Source organism: Myxococcus sp. CA051A, from assembly GCF_013336705.1.
Classification (GTDB): domain Bacteria; phylum Myxococcota; class Myxococcia; order Myxococcales; family Myxococcaceae; genus Myxococcus; species Myxococcus llanfairpwllgwyngyllgogerychwyrndrobwllllantysiliogogogochensis.
Map to the genome: position 1 here is coordinate 842,350 of NZ_JABUMS010000001.1, position 20,574 is coordinate 862,923.

Genomic DNA, 20,574 nt, shown 5'->3' on the forward strand with positions numbered 1-20,574 from the left:
CATGTCCCACGTCGACTACGTGAAGATTCGTGGCTGCGAGGCCTCGGAAGAGGTGCGGCCAACGCTCCAGAGGCACGGCATCACCGCGGGCCCGGACCTTCACGAGAAGGAGAAGGTGGAGCAGGTGTTGCTGGCCGCCCTGGATGACTTTCCGGAGGCGCTCATCTGCGTGGTGCTCCAGGACACGTTCTGGGAGTTCGAGCACGGCGTGCTCCTGGCATCTGATGATGAACTCGACGAGGCGGAGGTCTGCTGGTCCTTGAAGGAGGATGAGCGGGTCGGGTTCTCGGTGCCTGAAGGGGAGGAGGCCCAGGTTCCGCTCTCCGTCGGCGCGGACAGCCTGCTCGACCTCTTCGACGGCACGACGAAGGATGCTTCCGCCGAGGAGCACCTGCTGCGCCTGCCCGAGCGCTTTTTCGAACTCCCGAAGGCACTGCGGATGCTGGCGCATATCGCCGCGGTGCTCGAACCCGACCGGTTCCAGGTCCTCGTGGACATCGCCGGGCACTACTACGTGGCCACGCTGGAGCGGAAGAAAGGGGTCGTCCTGGCGCCGCTCTACCCCTGGGTGGAGGACGGCGAGGTGCGGAAGCTCATGCGCTCGGCGGTGGGCACTCCGGCGTCGGAGACCTTCGAGCCCTGTCCGAAGAAGGTGCGGACCCGGGGCGGCTCGAAGCGGGACCCCCAGCAGCCCTTCACCACGGGCTCGCTGAAGGCGCGCATGGACAGCGTCCAGGACGCCCCCGTCATGGTCCGCGCCGCGTATGGCAGCGAGACCTTCGTGGATACTCCCGAGGCCTTCGAGCAGCTCGTGGCCGCGCTGCGGGCCCCGGAGAATGGGGGACCCCGGTTCGCCCCGGTGCGGAGCGCGCTGTACCAGGTGCTCTTCAATCACTGGCCGGAGAAGACTCGGCCGCTGCTCTTCTCCGGGCTGGAAGCGGAGCAGGACGACGCGGTGCGCGGGCGGCTCTACGCCTGCCTGTCGAGGGTGGAGGACCCGGCCGCGTACCACGCCCTGGCGCGAGGCATGAAGGTGGAGCCGCCCGGGGTGCTCGAGCGGCTGTCCCAGGTCATCTGGCGGCAGACGGCCACGGTGGAGCTGCTGGTCCGTGAGTACCTCGTCCCCGCATGGCCGGAGGACCGCGCGCTGGCGGACCGCCTCGTGAAGGTGCTGCGTGACGAATACGTGGAGATTCCGCCCGCTTGGGTGTCCGAGGCGCCCGAGGAGCTGCTGAAGGTGCTCGGCCCCGTCCTCGCGAAGGCCTAGGGACACGGGGCATCACGCCCGCCACTCCGGGTCGAGGTCCGCCAGGTTCGCCATGCCCCTCCGCTGCATGTGCCGAGATGAAGGACCACTGCAATCCACTGGACTGTCGCGCGATATGTCGCGGGGATTTTGAATCTCCGCGACGCCGTTGCGTACATTGCGCATCCAGCCACTCAAGGGGTCCACCGCAATGCACAACCCATTCAAATCGAAGGCCTTCATCGTCATCGCATGTGTCCTGGGGTCCATGACGGCCAGTGCCCAGGATGAGGACGAGGCCGCGTCGGTCAAGGTCGGCAAGGACGGAAGCGTGAAGGTGAAGGCGCAGGGGAATACCGTCGAGACGCGCGGCGGAACGACACGGGTCCGCTCGGGCGGAGGCGTCGACGTCCAGGTCGATGGCGCCATGGCGCATGACGATGACGACGAAGCTGACACGTCGTCGCGGCGCAGCGGCTCGCTCGAACTGGTGGACTCCGAGCGCACTGTGACGCACGACTGTGCCGACGGGGGCAAGGTGGAGATTGTCGGCTCCGACAACAAGGTCACCCTGACGGGGACCTGCGAGCTCGTCGAGGTGACGGGCAGCGACAATCAGGTCGTGGTCCACACCGCGCACCGCATCGAGACGACGGGCAGCGGCAACAAGGTCTCCTGGAAGCAGGGCGCGGAGAAGGGCAAGAAGCCGCGCGTCAGCAACACCGGAACCAACAACCGCATCGCCCAGGCGCGCTGAGCCGGGACGTCGCGAGGAGGTGGGGCCGGCAGACCTTCGCCCCACCTCCCGTTCCCACGGGGATGGCCCGAGGCCGCGCCTGCCTTCATTCAGGCGCGAGGGTGGCGCGGTCTTCGCCCGCCGGACCGGCCTGGCAATCGTCACATTTAATTGTGATTAATCCCGGTTAATCAGCACGACAAGCAGAGTGGCCTCTACCTGCCGCCGAAAGGGTCACGGCAGGGCTGACAATCCAAGAGGTCAATCCATGTTGAAGCAAGTCATGCGGCCGTTGTTCCTGGGGGCGATGTGGTTGGGCGCCTCTGCCTGTGGTGGAGCGCCGATGGACGAGGCGTCCGCCGAGACGGTGGAAGTGGGCGAGGTGGAGCAGAACGTGTGTCAGCCCGGGACGTACCAGGGTGCTTGTCGCGACTACGGCAGCGGTGGGTGGCTGGACTCGAGCTGTCCGAGCGGGACGCCGTACAAGTGGAGCTTCTGGAACTGCTCCCAGTATATGTATGGCTCCGGAGCGTCAGCCCAGTACTACCGCCAGTACTGCTTTGACCTGCAGCTCTACACCTGCCACAGCAGCATCAACACGCCTCCTGCCGGGAGCCCTCCGCCTGTCGGCCCCCCGCCGCCCTGCAGGCAGAACTGCTAGTCCGTGTCTGGCTAAAGCGGGGTCGCGCGAGGGATTCGCGCGGCCCACGCCGCGCGTGACGCCAATCATACGTGCAGTCATGTCATGCGGGGAAAATAGGACAAAGTTGACAGATTGGTAAATACGCTCGCGACAAGTCCGCGCGTCTGCCGTTGAGTCCCGTGCATGGGTGGACCGACCGACCGCACCTACGGCTTCTGCTACCACGACGGACTGTGAGCGGCTCGAGGTGAGCTTGTCCAGGCCCCCGCGGTGCCCCTCGTGGGAGGGCGGCCTGGACAGGCGTTTCCCACGGGGCCCGGCCCGTGCTCAAGCGCTCCGCGACGCGATGAGCGCGAGGTTGCGCGGAGACAGGCGCCGATCGAAGAGCTGGAGGAGTTCGACCTGGAAGCCCAGCTCCTCCAGGAGGATTGCGCGATCAAGCAGGAGCACGACTTCCAACGCCCTCGCGAAGCGGTCCCTCAGCAGATGGCAGAGCAAAAGCTCCCGCGTCTCGGCGCGAACGGACACCTCGAAGGCATTCAGCTCGGCGTCCGTCATGCGGGGGTCGAGGCCCAGGCGCTCCAGACGGTCGAGTGCGTAGACGGCGAAGGGGCCGTCATAGAGCGCTCGGGGCGCGTCCCCGGCCCTCACGAAGCCGCGCTCGGGGAAGTGCCGCTTCGCTAGGAGATCGAACGCGAAGCGCCACGCGTAGACCCGCTTCATCCGCGCGAACTCCACCTCGGTCTTGTGATGCCGTCCCCGCGTCGTCAGCGCCAGGGCGTGCGAGGTGAAGGGCAGTGGGTGCGCGCCCCCGAAGCCGGACACGGGGTAGTCCCGAGGGACCTCCAGCTTGTCGTAGCAGCAGCCGATGTTCAGGACGAAGCCCGCCCCCTGGCTCTTGCGGAGCTGCGTGAGGGCGAGCGGCCCGCAGGTGTGCAGGCCGATAGAAGCCCGGTCCAGGCCGGAGAAGAGCGGGTCGATTCGCGGTTGGAGTCCGTCCTCGACGGAGGCCTGGATGAAAGACAGGGTGTCCCGGACCGGGGTATTGGTTCTCGTCAACCACCGCCGGCCCTTGTCCTGCAGCGCGGCGTCCCGGTCGATGCTGTGGAAGGTCCACCCGAACGTCCGCGCACAGAGGCGGGCGAGATGTCCCATGCCGCCGCCGATATCGACCGCATGGTGGATGAAGCGCGTTCTCGGCGCGAGCAGGGCGAGCACCCGCTCGAGTTCGTGGGTCTTCTTGGCGCTGAGTCCCTGCGTCTGCGCGACTGTCAGCGGATGAATGCCCTCGTGCCAGGGCAGCGCCGTCAGTTCCTGGAGTGCGCCGAGGAGCGCGCCCAGGGACGGAGGAGGGACGCCCACGAGCACCCCCTGGTCCAGCCGCCGCTCGCCCGCTTCATCGAGCGACCGGGCATAGGCAAGCCAGTCCTCGGGATAGGCGGCGCCGGACTCGGGCCAGCCCTGGAGGATGGAGCGGGACCAGAGTGGGGACCAGGGCCTGAGCAGGTGCGTGAGCGCCTCGAGTCGCGCCTGGAAGTCCATGGCGGCGCATCCTATGCGCCGCTGCTCCGCCCGTGGGTGATGACGAGGGCCCTCCCTCGGCAGCCGTGCTCGGCAACGCATGGGCGCACGCTCGCCCCCAGGCGTTGTTCCTCGTCGGAGGCGAGCGCGAAAGCCCGGCCGCCGTCAGTCGCCGCGGTAGGTGGTGTCGAGGATGCCGATGCCCGCGCCTTCCACGTACAGGGTGACCTGCGTGCCCTGGGTGGCGGCCTGGGTGGCGCGCTCGAACAGGCCCAGGCGCTCGGCCTCGCTGTACTGGTAGCCGGCGGACGAGGCACCCGAGCCCAGATAGTAATAGCTGCCGACGAAGCTCCCCGTGCAGTTCGCCCCGGTGTTCACCTGCACGACCACGTAGCCCTGGCCGTAGACGACATTGGGTTGCCGGGTGTACTTCGCCGCGCAGACGTAGCCATTCACGGTGATGGGGGCCGCCAGGGCCGTGCTGGAAAACCCGACCGACATCATCACCGCCGAAACAACGATGGACGCTCGCTTCATGGTGTTGTCCCCTTGTGCTGTGGATTGAGGCCTCCGCACCCAGGCTGGGTGTGGGGCTCCGGAAAGCGTCTCTGCCTTTCCTCGCGAGATAACGTGCGAAGGGGGATTTCTTCCTCACCGCCTGTTCGCGTTCGAGCGTGGGATGAGGTGGGAACTGGCGCGCGCACGCAGGGCGAGGTGGATGGCGCGGCGCGCTCTTGATGTGTCCCAGGTGGGGTCAGAAGGTGACTTCTTCGATGACTTTTGTGTGGTCGCCTGGCAACCGGGGTGCCACCTGCCCGGCGAGCTCCTTGATGCGCGCCGCGGAGCAGCCGCCGCAGCCCAGGGCGTCCTTGAGCTTCTTCCCTCCTGGACCGGCCCGCAGGTTCTTGACGGCGTTCCACGCGTTGATGAGGCCGAACTTCCGGGTGCGCACGGTCTCCCCTCGGATCGCCTTGCAGATCAGCTCGAGGTCCGCGTCATCGAACTCGGTGAGGTCACGGGCTTTGTCATCATTCGGGTGGTTGGCATAGAACACCCTGCGTTGCCTGGAGAACGTGGGCCGGGTGTTCAGCGTCTGCATGAGCGCGCTGCCCGCGGTGAGGTCTCCCGGCCCGGGCACGCAGTCGGAGACAATCAGCGGAGCATCCGTGAACCCCTGGAAGACGGGGTCGATCAGCGTCATCCGGAGGTCGAGCTGACTCGGGCTGGGCGCCGGTTCGAGCACGAAGCCCTTGCGATGCCGGCCGCGCACCTTCTTCATGAACCCGCAGGTGGTGGGGACCTCCGTCGGCATCCATTCTTCGTCCGCGAGCGAGTGGTCCGCGCCCGTCGCGATGATTGCGCCGAGTGAATGCGCCACCACCTGCACGGTCGTCCCCGAGTGCGCTCCCCGCGCCTGAACGATGGCGTTGCGCAGACAGTCCGCCGTCTCCATGGGGTGCCGGTTGTCCGGGTAGAAGAAGTCGTAGACCTGCGCATTGGACGGGAAGTTGTTGATGGCCGGGTCCATCACCTCGGGCCCGGCACCGATGCCATGCACGGAGATGTAGGGCACCTTGTTCGGATCGATGGGCCCTCTGGGTCGCAGCTCGCACATGCCACAGCGCGCGCGCATCCGTGACCGCTCCGCGCCATTCGTCCGGTCACCCGCCGTGGTCGGCGTGGGATTCAAGACGGGGGTTGGAGCAGGCGCGGCCTGGGGCGCGAAGGAGGCTTGCACTGGCGGCCCCTCGGCCAGGGTGGCGCCCGCGTCGGTCCCTGCGTCGGCGCCCGCGTCCACGACAGGCCCCGTCCCCGCATCCCGCCCTGCGTCCGAGCCCGCGTCGGCGCCTCCGTCCGAACCCGCGTCTGAACCACCACCGCCACCGCCGTCCGAACCTGTGTTGGAACCCGCATCGGTGCCTGCGTCGTCGTCACAGGTGGCTGTCTCAGTGAACTCCTGCTCAGGAGGAGGACAGCCGGCGTCTCCGGCGTCACCCGCATCTCCAGCGTCCCCGGCGTCAGCGCCTCCGTCACACTCGTCGCAGACCTCGGGCTCCTCCTCGTCTTCGGTCGACATCCCTTCGCGCCACTGCTCCGTGCTCCCTGTGCCCTTGTCCTCCGAGAGGCAGGCCGACATGCCGACGGCAAGCACGAGCATCGCCAGGAAGAGCGCGCGGGCAGCGAGGGGACTGGTGGTCGGGGGTGGCGGTGGCTGGGAAACCAGCATGGGATGTCCTGGATTGAGAAGGAGTTGCGAGCCCTCCCCGCGAGCATAGGACAAACAGCGGGGCCTGAACAGGTTTACCTGGAAATCCACGAGAATCGGAATGGGCCGCCAGACGCTGATGCTGGGGCTGACGGCGCGCGGTATCGGAACCTGTGTCCAGGCTGACGATGTATCCCGAAGTCATCCGACGTGAGCTTTCAATCCCAGATGAGTTCATCCATCCGCTCGGGCGGGAGTGGAGTTGACGGGACGAGGAGGGCGGCTAACGAGAACACATGTTCACGATTTGCGGGGGCACTGTTTTCATGTAAGCAAACCAAGACAGAGGGGGATGTCCATGCAGCGGTTCTTGAGAGTGCTGGCTGGCGCGGTGTTACTTGTTTCGTGCGGAGAGTCCGCGAGCGAATCAGTGAAGACTCCGGTGCGTCTCGAGGTCGAGCGCGAGTTGACGGCACGCGGCTTTGATTTGCGCGAGATGTCCGTGGTGCCCCGGAAGGAAGGGGACGACACGTACCACCAGCTTCGTGTCGACGAGCTGCCCGTGTGGGGCGTGGGCGCGAAGACCGCGAACGGGAAGACCCGCGTCACCCCGGTTCGCGTCGAGCCCACGGCGAAGGTCGAAACCCAGGCGCGCGTCACCCGGGGCGAGGCCGAGGCGGCGGCCCTCTCGGCGCTGGGCGACCCCACTGGGACGGTGTTGCGCGGCGGAGAGCTGATGCTGCGTCCGCACGAGGAGCGGCGGCTCAAGCCGGGTGTGCCGGTGGTGGGCTCTCACGATGCGACGCAGTATGAGCGTGTCATCACCGAGCTGACGCCCATCTACCGACTGACGCTCTCCACCGGTGGCCCGGGCTCTCTCTGGGCCTTTCCGCGTGAGTGGGTGGGCGAGGTAGACGCGCTTTCGGGCAAGGTCCTGCGGGTGGCTCCGGCGGAGGTACACGTCACCTACGCCAACGCGTCCTTGAAGGGGCGCTACTCCGGCACCAACACCTTCTCGGTCGTCGTCAACACGGCGAAGGCGCTGTACAAGCTCGAGGACAAGCGGGGCAACACATTCCTCGCCACGCGCCCGAACGGCGACGGCACCATTTCCTATCTCGACTACTCGAGCCCCGATGCGTCCTTCGGAGATGGCGCGCTGTTCAACGTCACCTCCGAGGCTCGGAGCACGAACGGAGAGACCGCCGCGGTCGACGCCTTCTTCGCCTCGAACATGACGTCGACGATGTTCGAGTACTTCCTCGGCCGGACGGGGTCCAAGGCGCTCCCCCCGATGGAATTCAAGATGCACTATCCATGGGACAACGCGGGCTACATCGCGAGCAGCAATGACCCAAGGGTCTTGATTGGCTATGAGACCTATCCGGCGCCGACGGGGGTGACGACGCTCGTCCACCTCGCGACCACCGACATCGTCGCCCACGAAATCACCCACGATTTCTTCATGCGTGAGGTGTGGGGGGATCCGAGCCTGGGCTCCGGGGCGTCCGGGGAGATTGCTGCCCTCAATGAGGGCACCGGCGACATCATGGGCTTCTTCACCGAGTTGGGGCGCGACACCCTCAAACGGCGCCCCCTGAATGAGATTGACCAGGTGCTCCTGCGCCCCGCCAATCTGACGATAGGCGAGGACACCGGAGTTGCAGGACGCAGCCTCCTGACGCCCTCCAATCCGGAGTGGACCCCGGACCTCGTCAACTGGGATGAGCACGAGAGCTGTGGGCCCATCGACCGGATGTTCCTGCTCCTGGCCTATGGCTGTCAGCCGCTGGCGCAGGGCCAGTCTCCGGGGCCCTGGAACTGCCCGAGGGTCTCCGAGGGCTTCACGGGCATCGGGCCGTCCACCGCGGCGGTCATCTGGACCCGCACGGTGGAGGCGCTCCCGGTCGGGGCGGACTACGCCCAGGCCCGAGACGCCGCGCTCATGGCGGCCGGGGTGATTGACGGCGCCTCCTCCTCGACGAAGATGCGCGCGGTCGCCTCTGCCTTCGCGGCGATCAACGTCGGCGCGGTGCCGGACAACCAGCCGCCGCAGGCGACGCTGTCCTGCCGGCAGCGCGGCTCGGACATCGAGTGCACTGGGACGATCACCGACGCGGAGGCTCCCAATCAGGCCCGCCAGGCTCCGCGCCTCGTGGTCGACGGCGGCGTGCAAACGGTCGTGCTCCCAAGCTTTCAGTTCACCCAGCTCATCCCCGCGGGCGCGCTCTCCACGGGGCCCCATACGATTGTTCTCGAAGCATGGGACCTCTGGAACAATCAGGTGACCAAAAGCGTGACAGTGACGCTGGACCGGACGCCGCCCACCGCGTCGCTCACCGTCACGGGCTCGCTGAAGCAGCCGTGGTTCTTGATCACCGCGAACGATGCTTCGGGAATTGACTCGGTCGACTTCATCCGGAACGGACAGTTGATTGTCTCGCTCATGGCGCCGCCGTTCGAGCACCAGTTCGACACCACCACCTGGGCCGATGGTACCTACCCGCTGAGCATCAAGGTCTCCGACCCGGCCGGTAACGTGACGACGCTCACGCACACGCTGAGGGTCGACAACACACCGCCGTCGGTGTCGATGGCCGTGAGCTCCTCCGGGCCGCCGTTCACCGTCAACGCTTCCGTGAGTGATGCATCCGTGATTACCCGGGTGGACTTCAAGGTGGACGGAGTGGTGTTCGCCACGAGGACGAACTCCGCGACGACCTACTCCGCCAGCTACTCACCGACCGACGGGCTGGCGCACAACCTGATTGTCGAGGTCACTGACGCGTTCGGGAACAAGGGTGTCGCGACCCGGGCCGCGCCGCTCGACAGCACTCCGCCCGCCGTGACGTTCAGCGCGTCCCAGTTGGGCACCACGATGACGCTCAGCGCGAACGTCACTGATACGTGTGGCATCCAGTACCCATACTCGCTCTTCGTGGACGGCACCCTGGTCGCCCAGCCCACCACGCCGGGCTACGTGCTGACGTTCGGCTCGGAGATGGCGTCTGGAACGCACGTGTTCCAGGCGCTGGCGCAGGACCGTTGCAGCAACACGGCCAACTTCGTGGCCTCGTTCGTCAAGTCGAACTCCGTGCCGGTGATTGTCTCCATCACGCGCAACGACACCCAACCCAAGAAGCCGAAGTTCACCGTGGCGTGCAACGACCCGGAGGGAGTCCACCACGTGGAGATGCGCGAGAATGGCGTCATCCTCCAGTCCGACACCACCGCGCCGTACGAGTTCGTCGTCGACACCACCTCGCGCACGGACGGCGATTACATCGTGCTGTTTCAGTGCTCGGACAACGCGGGCTTCGCCAGCAGCCCGGAGACCCGGACGGTGATCGCGGACAACACGGGCCCGACGTTCAACTTCAGCGTCCAGGGCTCACGTCGCGCGTATCTGGTGTCGGCGGGTGCGGTGAGCGACTCGCACGGTGTGCAGTCGGTGACCCTGAGCGGAGGCCTGATTGGAGGCTTCACCGTGACGCTGCCTGTAGCCCCCTACGCATACGTGTGGAACATCGCTGGCACAGCCCCGGTCCAGAGTGACCTCCCATTCTCTATCTCGGCGCGAGACACCTGGGGCAACGAGTCTTCGCTCAGCCGCATCTGCTATGTGGACACCGCCTCGACGCAGGACGTCGTCCTGAATTGTCATTAGGTGTCCTGAACCCCAGGCAGGCGGCCGGGCCCGGAGAGTTTTTTCCAGGCCCGGCCGTAAATTCTCAGTCGGTCAGACAGACCCACCTGTTGTGCGGAATGGCCTGGCAGAGACAATAACCCGGGGTGCCGTTGGCGAAGGTACAGCCAATCTCCCGGTCCGGGCTGCAGACCTTGCCCTGGAGGGACTCGCAGGTGGCGGCCTGCGCGGACACTTCCTGCTCGGGAAGGGCGCCAGTCTCAGTGCCCTCCGGGACTTCTGCTCCGCCACAGCCAACGATGGAAACGAGCGCTGCGAGTGCCAGTACACGAAGAATCATGTTGGAAACCCCGTTGCAGTTGTAGCCCTCGAATCCAACTGCGGGCCCTGGGCTTGGGTCAAGCGCCACCCTTCTGACGCGTTGCGCCCATTGTCCACCCCACGTCAGTGGATGTGTGGGAACTGGCGGCGCCGGAGGTCCCTCGGCCCGAGTGGCTTCCAAGAAGTGCCTGGCTTCAAGTGAGGGATGGCTCAGCTGTCCATGGGGATGCGGCTCCTGCCTTTCCCGCGAACCCTCTCCAGGGAGCGAAACACCTCGTGGAGACGAATGTGTCGGTGCTCGGCCATGCTATGGAAGAGACATGAGTGATTCGACCACGCTTCTGGGGGCCCGCAACGTGCGCATCAGCGCGGACTTCTGGAAGAAGTGCGCGCCCCTGCTGGGCAATAACGTGTTCCTCGACCTCGCCCTGGTGAGGCGCACGGCCTGGGGAGACCTCGACTTGTCGCTGCCGGAGGGGACGCGGCTGATTGGCTATGTGAAGCAGGAGAAAGACTATCTGGTCTTCTTGAAGACGCTGGAGTCGTTCCTGCCGAAGTCACCCACCACTGGCCTCAAGTCCTGGGGCGAGGCTGTCTTTGAATCCACAGGAGGGGGCCGCTGGCGCGTGCTGTTCCGGTATGGCCCGAAGCCGGAGATTCGCGTTCGCTACCAGGTGTGGGCCGTCAAGCCTGTCTCGTCCATCCGGCCACTGTCGCGCGCGAAGGCGACGCGGGCCGCGCGCCCCGACAAGGAGCGGCTCTTCGTGGACACGGAGACGGACTTTCGAGGCGTGGCGCTGGTGGGCAGCGAGCTCTGGGTGCGTGCGGGCAGCCTGGGCGAGCCGGGGCGCGGCAAGCGCACTGCGTTCAAGGACGCGAAGCAGGCCCGCGCCGCGGCGGACGCGCTCATCGCGAAGCTGCGTAAAAAGGGCTTCGTCGAGAGCAACGTCTGACAGGAGGCCGCCGGACCCGTTCCTCGGATTTCGATGCCCGGGCTTGAAGGCTTGCTCGGGCGAGGTTGTCGGGTTGGGGTTCGGGCCCTGGCGCGGGGGCTGATGTGGGTGGGCTGGGACTCCACGCGCGTTCGGAGGCATGATGATGGGAGCAGCCGAGGGGTGACCCGGTCCTCGCGGGTGACGCACGGGTGCCAGGAACCAGGGTCGTTGCAGGGGGAGCGCGGGAATGTCGGAGTCGGTCGAGCAGAGGTGCCTCCGGTGTGGTGCTCCGGATGCGGGGAGCGTGGCGCGCTGTGTGTGCGGCGCCAGCCTCCGGGTGGACGTCGTGTTGCGGGACGCGGTGGCTGACGAGCGGACGCGCTTCGCGTTGGCCCGGGCCATCTCGCTGCTGGGCCCTCCCGCGCCCTCGTTCTCCGAGGCGCGAACCCTGCTCGCGACGGCGGGGGCTCCCCTGGCGCGTGGCGTCTTTCGCGCCTTCGCGGAGAAGCTCCTGGAGGTGCTGCGCGCCCAGGGCGCCCGCGCGGATTTGCGGCCGTTCGTGGAGTCGGTGGTGCCCGTCCAGGAGTCCTCGCGTGGACTCCTGAGGGCGCTCGTGGGTGCCTGCGTCCTGGTCGGGTTGGTGGGCGGCATCTGGATGGCTCGCTCTCCGCGTTTCGAGCGCACGCGCTCGAATGTCCTGGCCCTCGCCACGGGTGAAGACACTCCGGGCGAGGCGGCCCCCGTGCCCTCGGCTCTCTCCACCGCGGAGATTTCACGCCGCGCCGGCCCGAGCACGTTGACGCTGCGGTGTGGGAGCAAGACGGGCTCTGGCTTCTTCGTGGACTCCGAGCTGGTGCTGACCAACCAGCACGTGGTGTGTCCGCCGGGCAAGATGATGACGGCGGTGCTCGCGGACGGGCGGGAGCTGCTCGGTGAGACGGTCGCCAGTGACGTGGACCTGGACCTCGCCACCGTCCGCGTCGTGGGCGCGAAGGCAGTCCCGTTGCCACTGGGGGACGTCACGCGCCTGGAGCCCGGGGACCCGCTGGTCTTCATCGGCAGCCCCAAGGGCCTGGACTTCACCGTGCACGAAGGGAAGGTGGGCTTCGTGGGCCGGCAGTACCTGGGCACTGGCTATGTGCAGTTCAATGCCTCGGTGAATCCGGGCAACAGTGGCGGACCGCTGTTGAACGGACGCGGCGAGGTGGTCGGCGTCGTCTCGATGAAAATCGAGAACGCGGATGGGCTGGGGCTGGCGCTGCCCATCGCCTATGCGAGCAAGCTCGTCTCCGTGCCCACCACGCCCGAGTCCACGGAGCGCTGGAGTCAGTTGCTCAAGCGCGTGGCGCGCGACGAGGAGCGCGAGGTGCGGCGCTTCCAGGTGGACACCGAGCAGCAGGTGGTCCTCTCGGTGCAGCGGGTCGACGGGCTGGGGCTCATCGTGCTGGTCGTCGAGCGGTTCGACTCGCCACCCACGGCCGTGAAGCGCCGCATGGAGCTGGAGGCGGAGGGGAAGACGTGCACGCTGGATTTGGAGTTCGAGGACTGGCGGCCGCTGAGCCAGTCGCTGGCGGCGCAGGAGGACTCGCGGCGGCTGCGCTGGTTCCTCTCGCGAGGCCTCACCCTGGGCATCCACATCGGTGGGGCGCGGCTGCCCGTCGAGACCTGCTCGCTCCCAGAGGTCGGCACGGCCTGGCTGAAGTCAGGGCAGGGAAGTGGTGAGAACGAGGAGCGCATCGAGGTGTCGCTCAAGGACGTCAGGGAAGCCCGTGAGACGTGGACCCGGAACCCCGCGGGCATCCAGCGCTGGGAGCGGGAGCGCTTCAAGCAGAGGCTGGCGGGGAATCGCACACGGGAGGAGGAGGAGCGGTGGCGCACGTCCTTCGGCAAGGCCCGCGCGCGTGTCGCCCGCTTCGAGGAGGAGCGCGCGCGTCTGCGCAAGGACGAGTCCTCCGGCAAGCCGGTGGCAAAGCGCCAGTTGGAAGTGGAGGCGGAGCTGAAGCTGGCGAGCCAGCAGCTCGCCGAACTCGAGCGCTACGCCGTGGAGAAGAACGTTCCCCCGGAGTGGCGGCGGTAGGCCCTGGGGCCTGGGGCTCCGCTTTCGCACCTGTCGCCATGTCCGTGGCAGGTGCCGGAACGAGGTCGGAGGGGTCTGCTGGCGCTTTCGCGGTGGGCTCAGGACCTTCAAGGCAGCTCACGTCCATCCCCGCTCCTCAGCGCGCCCAGCTTTCCTTGGTGCTTACCTCCGGCGACGGTGCTCCTCGACCCCATTGTCTTCCTGCGTGGCAATGCCCGCGACCGTATGCCGCCAACCATTGCGAAGACCGTTCCGCCGACCTTCATCCAAGGACCAAGTGACTCAATCTGAGCACAGGCAACGAGGGTGAGTCCTGGGATGAGCGTCACTATTCCACCAGCAAGCCGCCACGGGTTGTTTGTACTGTGAAGCGCCAGTCAAAGTGACCTCGAATTCGCGCTCCACGCCAGTGCAGATGTTGCTGGATGCGTAAGGATTGCCCGCTCTGCCTGTCCACCTCGAGTGGCAAGCGAAAGAGGCTTCCATGCACAGAAGAAGTGTCCTCGCGGCCCTGGCCCTCATGTTGGGGTTCGCGGCCGGGTGTAGTGCTACGCAGCCGGAGCCAGCCGGCTCGGTGCGGTTGCTCGTCTCCGAAGGTCAGCGCCTGACGCCCGAGGGAATCACCCGGGTGACGGTGACCGTCTCGGCGTCGGACATGGAGCCCATCGAGGCCGAGCTCACCCTGACGGACGGTGTCTGGAAGGGAGTGTTGGAAGGCATCCCCGCGGGCACCGGGCGCAGCTTTGAGGCCCTGGCCTATGACAACACTCACTGGTGGCGCTACCAGGGTGTCGTGACGGATGTCACCATCGAGTCCGGAAAGCAGGCCCTGGTCGCCATCGTCTTGCAGGAGTTTGTCTTTCCCTCCAACCCATTCGAAAACGCGGTGCCTGTCATTGATGGGCTCGCGGTCTCCTCCACTGAGGTGGCGCAGGGGAGCGAGGTCACCTTGACTGCCGTGGCCCGTGACCCCAATCCCGAGGACAGCCTCACGTACACGTGGACGGCCAGCGTGGGCGGGCTGTCGAGCTCCACCGGCCGGGTGGTCCGCTGGACGGCCCCCTCGCAAGCCGGGTCCGCGGAGCTCACGCTCACCGTCAGCGACGGGCGAGGCGGGGCTTCCGGCACGAAGCTGTCCTTGAGCGTCCTCTCCGGTGCGACTGGCGCCATCGTCGAGACGAGCTTCAACCACGTGCCTGTCCTCCAGCGGATCTCCGCTTCGAGCGGCCGGGTGGATGTGGCGGAGACCACCGTGCTGACGGTGGCCGTGACGGACACGGATGGAGACTCGATTCGGTACGAGTGGAGCGCGAGCTGTGAGGGCACCTGGACGGACGCCGAACGCGCCACGGCGCAATTCACTCCCTCCGTGCGTCCAAGCAGGGGCTGCAACAACTGCCGCATCACGGTGGGCATTCGTGACTCGCGGGGGGCGTGGACCTCGGGTCGGCTCTCCATCTGCGTGGGGCCCGCCCCTTCACCCGTGGTTGTCGCGGATGCCCAGATCTGGGGAGCCGCTGGGGAACCGGTGATGGTGGTGGTGCCGCCGGGCAAGCACGTCGCGGAGCTGATGCTCTGGGGGGCGGGGGGCGGAGGCGGTGCCCCGGGGCCTGGAGGCGGAGGCGCATGGCTCCACGCGCGCGTCCCGGTCACCCCAGGGGAGTCTCTCGAGCTGCGCATCGCGAGCGGTGGCGACTCGCAAGGGGGCGGTGGTGGTGCCTCGCAGGTCCTCCGTGCCGGGCAGGTCATGCTGGTGGCGGCGGGAGGCGGCGGCGGAGGACATGACGGATGCAGTGGTTGCTCCAGGGATGAAGACCCCCTGGGCGGAGCAGGGGGCGGTGGAGGCCCCGTGGGCGGGAATGGACAGGACGGCCGGCTCAATGACTACTACCTGTCCGGAGCGGGAGGCGGCGGCGGAGGAATGCAGAACGCGGGAGGTGTGGCGGGGCCGAGCAACAACCGGCAGCCGCCGGAGCCGGTGACCTGTGCGGCGCCGGGGCTTCCGGGAGACGCTTTGCAAGGAGGGGCGTCTCGTGCCTGCCAGTCCAGTGCCCAGCCCGTCGCCACCGGCCACCTGGGAGGACGCGGGATGGGGAATGGCTCTGGAGGGGGAGGTGGCTCGGGTTGGTATGGCGGAGGAAGTGGCGGCAGCCGGTACACCTACTCAGGCGGAGGCGGTGGCGGCGGCTCGTCATATGCGCATCCCAGCGTCACGCTCCTGGCGACTGAAGGCGGCAACGGTCAGCAGCCGGGTGGACGGATTGTGACGGGATACCTGGGCATCGCCGGCCGTGGGGGAGAGCCCCTGACGAATTGGCAGACGGAGCAATCGACTCCGGGAGCGTCGGGCCTGGCCCTCCTGTGGTGGAGGTAGCCGCGGCGAGTCCGTGGGGCCTTGCGCAAGCAAGGCCTCTTCTTCCCGATGACTGCCATTGTCAGAAGACGAAGCCTCGGTGGCTTGACCGAGGCGTCTGACGGGGGAAGGGGAGTGGGCCCTCCTGGATTCGAACCAGGGACCAATCGGTTATGAGCCGACAGCTCTAACCGCTGAGCTAAGGGCCCCCATGCGTGAACAACCCGCGTGTCCGGTGGCATATCCCCGCGCATGCGTTGCTGGCAAGCGCCACTCGGCCCCCTGATTTGACGCTGCCTCTCGCGTCGGCGTGAGGCTTTGTGCGCGCCTTGCGTCAGCGCTTCCGCTTCGACGTGGGAGCGCCCGTCTTGCGTGAGGCCTGCTGCTTCGCGGGCGTCGCGGGCTCCTGGGCCACCTTCACCCGGAACACCTGCCCACGCTGCTCCACCGTGACGCCCTCGGCGCGCAGGCGCTTCGCCTGCTCATTCGCCACCGTGGACGCCAGCGTCCCTCCCGCCTTCGTCACACGCCACCACGGCAGCTCCTGTCCCGGAGGCAGCTTCGTCATCTCGCGCCCCACGCCGCGCGCCGCCCCGGGACGTCCCGCGTACAACGCCACCTGCGAATACGAGCGCACCTGGCCTCGCGGAATCGAGCGCACCGCGCGCCATACCGCCTCGGAGAAGGGCGGACGCTTCGGCGGAGCCGACGCCTCGGGTTCCGCTCGGGACTTCGTCTTCGTCGTCGTCCTGGACTTGGAGAGCGCCACGGCGCCCGACTCTAGAAACACGAAGGCCCCCGGTCCATGAAGGAGCGGGGGCCTCGGGACTTCCCGTGACGGCTCACGATGGAGCCGTCAGGAAGGCGTCAGCTCTCCACGAAGGAGCGCAGGCGCTTGGAGCGGCTGGGGTGACGCAGCTTGCGCAGCGCCTTGGCCTCGATCTGACGGATGCGCTCGCGCGTCACCTCGAAGTCCTGGCCCACCTCTTCCAGCGTGTGGTCGCTCTTCTCGCCAATGCCGAAGCGCATGCGGAGCACCTTCTCCTCGCGCGGCGTCAGCGTGGCCAGCACCTTGCGGGTCTGCTCCGCCAGGTTCATGTTGATGACCGCGTCCGCCGGCGACACGAGGCTCTTGTCCTCGATGAAGTCACCCAGGTGGCTGTCCTCTTCCTCGCCAATGGGCGTCTCCAGGGAGATGGGCTCCTTGGCGATCTTCAGGACCTTGCGCACCTTGTCGAGCGGCAGCTCCATCTTCTCCGCGATTTCCTCCGGCGTCGGCTCGCGGCCAATCTCCTGCACCAGGTAGCGGCTGGTGCGGATGAGCTTGTTGATGGTCTCGATCATGTGCACCGGGATGCGGATGGTGCGGGCCTGGTCGGCGATCGCGCGCGTAATGGCCTGACGAATCCACCAGGTGGCGTAGGTCGAGAACTTGTAGCCGCGCTTGTACTCGAACTTGTCCACGGCCTTCATCAGGCCAATGTTGCCCTCCTGGATGAGGTCCAGGAACTGGAGGCCGCGGTTCGTGTACTTCTTCGCGATGGACACCACGAGGCGCAGGTTCGCCTCCACCAGCTCGCTCTTGGCGCGCTCGGCCCGCTTCTCGCCCAGGCGGATGGCGTCGTAGTTGCGGCGCAGCGCATCCACGGGGAGGTTGGCCTCCTCCTCCACCTTCTTGATCTTCCGAACCGCCGTGCGCACGTCGCGGTCCAGGACCTCGAGCTGCTCGGGCGTGAGGTTGAGCTGCTTCTGCAGCTTCTTGCCGATGTTCGGATTCTCCCGCGACTCCTTCAGCTGCGGGCGCAGCTCCTTCATGGAGATGCCGTAGCGGCGCTCCAAATCACGAAGCTCGTCCTCGGCCTTCTCAACGCGCTCGATGAGCCCCTTGAGATTCACGACGATGCGGTCGACCTGCTTCTTGTTCAGCCGCATCTCCTCCAAGACCTCCATCATCTTGGTCCGGAGGTCCTTCATCTCCTGCTTGAGCTCCTTCTTGCGCACCTCGGTCAGCTTCTTCTTGGAGATGAGCTCCTCTTCCAAGACGTCGCAGTCCTTGGCGAACTTGCGGAAGCGCTCGATCTGCTTGCAGATCTGCTCAATCTTGTTGAGCTCGCTCTGCGCAAGCTGCGCCGGGGCGTCACCCTCGCCGACCTCCTCGGGAGCCTCCTCGGCGCCCTCGGCCTGGGCCTCCTCGGGCGCGTCCTTGATGACGTCGCGCACGCGCAGCTTGGCCGTCTTCAGCTTGTTGCCGATGTCGAGGATCTCCTCGACGGCGACCTTGCAGGCGAGCAGGGCGCGCAGCACTTCCTTCTCGCCCTCTTCGATGCGCTTGGCGATTTCGACCTCGCCCTCGCGCGTGAGCAGGCTGACGCTGCCCATCTTGCGCAGGTACAGGCGCACCGGGTCGTTCGACTTGCCACCCGGCTCGTCGTCTTCGTCCTTCTCGTCCTCGTCGACGTCTTCCTTCTCCTCCTCGACGGTGACGGTGGGCTTGATCTCGTTGTTCTGAGCAGCCTTCTGCGCATCGACAATCTCGATGTCGTTGTCGCCGAACATGCTCATCACGTCGTCGATTTGATCGGACGACACGATGTCGGCGGGCAGCGCGTCATTCACCTCGTCGTAGGTGAGGAAGCCCTTCTCTCGCCCCTGGGCGAGCAGGTCCTTCACTTCCTTGCGCTCGGCGACGGGGTCCTCCTCGACGTCGTCCTCGACGGCGTCCGGGTCCACCTCGACGGCGGCGGCGGCTTCTTCAGCGGCCTCCTCGGGGTCCACGTCCGCGGAGACGACGCCCTTCTTCTTCTTCTTCGTCTCGACCTCGGCGGGCGCCTCCTTGGCCTCCAGGGGCTCCTGCTCCTCGGTCCCAGCCTTCACCCCAGCACCCTTCGCCGCGGGACTGTCCGGTGCCTTCTTCTTGCGGATCACCGGATCCACCTTCTTCTTGGTGGGCTTCACGGACGCCTTCGAGGGCTTCTGCGTCGGCATTCGGGTACTTCTCCTTAAGAAATTCAGGGGCTTGAGGCCTGGGGCGAGCCGGCCGATCTACCGCAAAGTCAGGGTTTCTTACAAACGCGAAGTCAAACCGGTTGCATGGGCGCCTTTGTTCCCGGGGAAGCGGGCTTGAGCTCCTCCAGGACACGCTTCTTGAGGGCCAGCAGTTCCACGCGCTCCGACAACAGTTGCCGCGTCTCTTCCGTGAGGTCGAACGCTCCCGGCGTCTGCTCTGTCGCGCGCTTTATATAAGTGAGCCGCTCGTCGATGCGCCGCACCATGATTTCCCGGCAGATGGCGAAGAACGCATGCTCGAGCTCCTGGCCTTCCGAGGGGAGCTGGCGCCAGGACGTTTCGATGGCGCGCTTCACGGACTCGCCTGCTTCGAAGAGCGCATCCTGGGTGCCCTGGCCCGACGTGGCATGCGCGAGCGCCATGCGCAGTCCCATGTGGGACAGCTCGTCACAGACACGAAAGACATCCCTGCCGAGCAGGCGAGGCTCCCTCAGCACGGAGGCCACGTAGAGTGCCTCCATGGGCGGGGGCGGCTTCTCGGGCAGCGGGCGAGCGGGCGCGGCAGAACCGCCATCATGCGAGGCCGAAGCGGCGGGCTTGGGGGGCACCTTGCTGCGCAGCGCGGCCTCCACGTCCGCGGAGCGCCAACCGAAGTGCTCCGCGAGGGCGGAGAAGAGCGACGAGCGCACCAGTCCCACGGGCACCTGCGCCGCCACGGGCTTGAGCCGCTCGAGTGCCGCCATCTTCTCCTCGAAAGACGCCCCCTTGCCCTGGGGCAGCAAGGAGGCGAACAGGTAGGCGGTGAGCGGTTGAGCGCTTTCCAGCAGCCGCTCCACACCCTCCGCTCCCTCTCGACGCGCGAAGACGTCTGGATCATCCCCCTGGGGCAGCAGCGCCACCCGGGCGGTCGCCCCGGCGGCGAGCAGCGGACCGGCGAGTCGCTCCACCGCCGCGATTCCCGCCGAGTCCCCGTCCAGGAGCAGCACCAGCTCCCGAGCCTCGCCGCGCTTGAGCACCTGCATGTGGCCGGGGGTGAGGTTGGTGGAGCACAGCGCGACGGCATGGCGCACGCCCACCTGATGCAGGCCGATGCAGTCGAAGTAGCCCTCCACGAGGACGGCGGCCTTGCGCTTGCGGACCTCGTCGCGCGCCTGGTCCATGCCGAAGAGCGTGTCGCTCTTGTTGAAGAGCCGGGACTCGCGCGAGTTGAGGTACTTGGGCCCTTCCTCGGCGCCGACGAGGCGGCCACCGAAGGCGATGGGGCGGCCCTCCGGCGCGCGGATGGGCACCATCAGCCGGCTGCGGAAGAAGTCGTAGCAGCCGTCTCCCGTGTTTCGCTTGAGCACCAGCCCGGCCTTCATGGCCCAGTCCAGCATGCCTGTCTTTTGAAAGCGCTCCGCGAGCGTGCTCCAGGCGTTGGGCGCCCAGCCCAGGCCGAAGGACTGCGCCGTCTCTTCCGACACGCCACGACTGGCGATGTAGGCCCGCGCGGAGCGGCCCTCGTCCTGCCAGAGGGTGGAGCGGAAGTGCTCGGCGGCCAGGTCCGTGGCCTCCTTGAGCTGCTGGCGCTCGCGCATGCCCGGGTCCTGCTGCGCCTCCAGGTCGATGCCCAGCTCGCGCGCCAGGTCCCTCACCGCGTCGAGGAACGTCTTGCCCAGGTAGCGCTGGACGAAGGACACCGCGTCCCCGCTGGCCCGGCAGCCGTGGCAGAAATAGAAGTGCTTCTCCGGCACCACGTAGAAGGAGGGGGTCTTCTCCTGATGGAAGGGACAGCGCCCCTTCCACTCGCGGCCCGCCTTCTTCAGCTCCACATGTCGGGAGATGAGGCCCACGAGGTCTACACGCTCGAGGACTTCCTGGATCTTGTGTTCCGGGATCACGTCG

General features: G+C 67.0%; 14 protein-coding genes and 1 tRNA gene. 7 read left to right on the forward strand and 8 right to left on the reverse strand.

Features of this window, described 5'->3' with window-relative positions:
• Position 1: 1 nt before the first annotated feature.
• The 3 genes from HUA74_RS03380 (at position 2) to HUA74_RS03390 (ending at position 2,643) form a co-directional block, all read left to right on the forward strand.
• Positions 2 to 1,267 (forward strand): hypothetical protein, encoded by a 1,266-nt coding sequence (locus HUA74_RS03380; RefSeq protein WP_174453396.1) that lies wholly within the window; start codon positions 2 to 4, stop codon positions 1,265 to 1,267.
• A gap of 190 nt (positions 1,268 to 1,457) precedes the next feature.
• Complete coding sequence (locus HUA74_RS03385; protein ID WP_174453397.1) at positions 1,458 to 2,003, forward strand: DUF3060 domain-containing protein; 546 nt, start codon at positions 1,458 to 1,460, stop codon at positions 2,001 to 2,003.
• Between the two features lie 247 nt (positions 2,004 to 2,250).
• On the forward strand, positions 2,251 to 2,643 hold the full coding sequence (locus HUA74_RS03390) for a hypothetical protein (protein ID WP_174453398.1): 393 nt from the start codon (positions 2,251 to 2,253) through the stop codon (positions 2,641 to 2,643).
• Between the two features lie 309 nt (positions 2,644 to 2,952).
• Here the strand turns inward: HUA74_RS03390 and HUA74_RS03395 are convergent, their stop codons facing one another.
• The 3 genes from HUA74_RS03395 to HUA74_RS03405 form a co-directional block, all read right to left on the reverse strand.
• Positions 2,953 to 4,167, reverse strand: a complete 1,215-nt coding sequence (locus HUA74_RS03395) for a methyltransferase (protein WP_174453399.1) — start codon at positions 4,165 to 4,167, stop codon at positions 2,953 to 2,955.
• A gap of 144 nt (positions 4,168 to 4,311) precedes the next feature.
• Positions 4,312 to 4,683, reverse strand: coding sequence for a hypothetical protein (locus HUA74_RS03400; RefSeq protein ID WP_141645263.1), 372 nt, complete (start codon positions 4,681 to 4,683; stop codon positions 4,312 to 4,314).
• 217 nt (positions 4,684 to 4,900) lie between these two features.
• Positions 4,901 to 6,373: a triacylglycerol lipase gene (locus HUA74_RS03405; RefSeq protein WP_174453400.1), complete on the reverse strand. Its 1,473-nt coding sequence runs from the start codon at positions 6,371 to 6,373 to the stop codon at positions 4,901 to 4,903.
• A 421-nt stretch (positions 6,374 to 6,794) separates the two neighbouring features.
• On the opposite strand from HUA74_RS03405, the gene HUA74_RS03410 reads away from it, so the two are divergent.
• Complete coding sequence (locus tag HUA74_RS03410; protein ID WP_174453401.1) at positions 6,795 to 10,019, forward strand: Ig-like domain-containing protein; 3,225 nt, start codon at positions 6,795 to 6,797, stop codon at positions 10,017 to 10,019.
• A 64-nt stretch (positions 10,020 to 10,083) separates the two neighbouring features.
• On the opposite strand, the gene HUA74_RS03415 is transcribed toward HUA74_RS03410, so the two are convergent.
• Positions 10,084 to 10,338, reverse strand: coding sequence for a hypothetical protein (locus HUA74_RS03415; RefSeq protein ID WP_141644129.1), 255 nt, complete (start codon positions 10,336 to 10,338; stop codon positions 10,084 to 10,086).
• Between the two features lie 301 nt (positions 10,339 to 10,639).
• On the opposite strand from HUA74_RS03415, the gene HUA74_RS03420 reads away from it, so the two are divergent.
• From HUA74_RS03420 to HUA74_RS46340, 3 genes are all read left to right on the forward strand, one after another.
• The gene (locus tag HUA74_RS03420; RefSeq protein ID WP_174453402.1) at positions 10,640 to 11,272 is read left to right on the forward strand and encodes a hypothetical protein; all 633 of its coding nucleotides are present in this window, start codon (positions 10,640 to 10,642) and stop codon (positions 11,270 to 11,272) included.
• Positions 11,273 to 11,501: 229 nt separating this feature from the next.
• Entirely contained in the window at positions 11,502 to 13,331 is a 1,830-nt protein-coding gene (locus HUA74_RS03425; protein ID WP_174453403.1) for a S1C family serine protease, read from the forward strand.
• A gap of 484 nt (positions 13,332 to 13,815) precedes the next feature.
• Positions 13,816 to 15,705: an Ig-like domain-containing protein gene (locus HUA74_RS46340; protein ID WP_174453404.1), complete on the forward strand. Its 1,890-nt coding sequence runs from the start codon at positions 13,816 to 13,818 to the stop codon at positions 15,703 to 15,705.
• A gap of 115 nt (positions 15,706 to 15,820) precedes the next feature.
• Here the strand turns inward: HUA74_RS46340 and HUA74_RS03435 are convergent.
• From HUA74_RS03435 to dnaG, 4 genes are all read right to left on the reverse strand, one after another.
• Positions 15,821 to 15,893, reverse strand: a tRNA-Ile gene (locus tag HUA74_RS03435).
• Positions 15,894 to 16,018: 125 nt separating this feature from the next.
• Complete coding sequence (locus HUA74_RS03440) at positions 16,019 to 16,453, reverse strand: MGMT family protein (RefSeq protein WP_174453405.1); 435 nt, start codon at positions 16,451 to 16,453, stop codon at positions 16,019 to 16,021.
• A 98-nt stretch (positions 16,454 to 16,551) separates the two neighbouring features.
• Positions 16,552 to 18,669 carry an RNA polymerase sigma factor RpoD gene (rpoD, locus tag HUA74_RS03445; RefSeq protein ID WP_141644122.1) on the reverse strand — a complete coding sequence of 706 codons (2,118 nt, stop codon included), beginning with the start codon at positions 18,667 to 18,669 and terminating at the stop codon, positions 16,552 to 16,554.
• 92 nt (positions 18,670 to 18,761) lie between these two features.
• On the reverse strand, positions 18,762 to 20,570 hold the full coding sequence (dnaG, locus tag HUA74_RS03450) for a DNA primase (protein WP_174453406.1): 1,809 nt from the start codon (positions 20,568 to 20,570) through the stop codon (positions 18,762 to 18,764).
• Positions 20,571 to 20,574: the final 4 nt, after the last annotated feature.

Bases quoted from the DNA above. Each gene is read 5' to 3' on its own strand.
- HUA74_RS03380 (WP_174453396.1), top strand. From the start codon at position 2: ATGTCCCACGTCGACTACGTGAAGATTCGTGGCTGCGAGGCCTCGGAA.
- HUA74_RS03425 (WP_174453403.1), top strand. From the start codon at position 11,502: ATGTCGGAGTCGGTCGAGCAGAGGTGCCTCCGGTGTGGTGCTCCGGAT.
- HUA74_RS03405 (WP_174453400.1), bottom strand. From the start codon at position 6,373: ATGCTGGTTTCCCAGCCACCGCCACCCCCGACCACCAGTCCCCTCGCT.
- HUA74_RS03400 (WP_141645263.1), bottom strand. From the start codon at position 4,683: ATGAAGCGAGCGTCCATCGTTGTTTCGGCGGTGATGATGTCGGTCGGG.
- HUA74_RS46340 (WP_174453404.1), top strand. From the start codon at position 13,816: ATGCACAGAAGAAGTGTCCTCGCGGCCCTGGCCCTCATGTTGGGGTTC.
- HUA74_RS03395 (WP_174453399.1), bottom strand. From the start codon at position 4,167: ATGGACTTCCAGGCGCGACTCGAGGCGCTCACGCACCTGCTCAGGCCC.
- HUA74_RS03420 (WP_174453402.1), top strand. From the start codon at position 10,640: ATGAGTGATTCGACCACGCTTCTGGGGGCCCGCAACGTGCGCATCAGC.
- HUA74_RS03415 (WP_141644129.1), bottom strand. From the start codon at position 10,338: ATGATTCTTCGTGTACTGGCACTCGCAGCGCTCGTTTCCATCGTTGGC.
- HUA74_RS03385 (WP_174453397.1), top strand. From the start codon at position 1,458: ATGCACAACCCATTCAAATCGAAGGCCTTCATCGTCATCGCATGTGTC.
- HUA74_RS03390 (WP_174453398.1), top strand. From the start codon at position 2,251: ATGTTGAAGCAAGTCATGCGGCCGTTGTTCCTGGGGGCGATGTGGTTG.
- rpoD (WP_141644122.1), bottom strand. From the start codon at position 18,669: ATGCCGACGCAGAAGCCCTCGAAGGCGTCCGTGAAGCCCACCAAGAAG.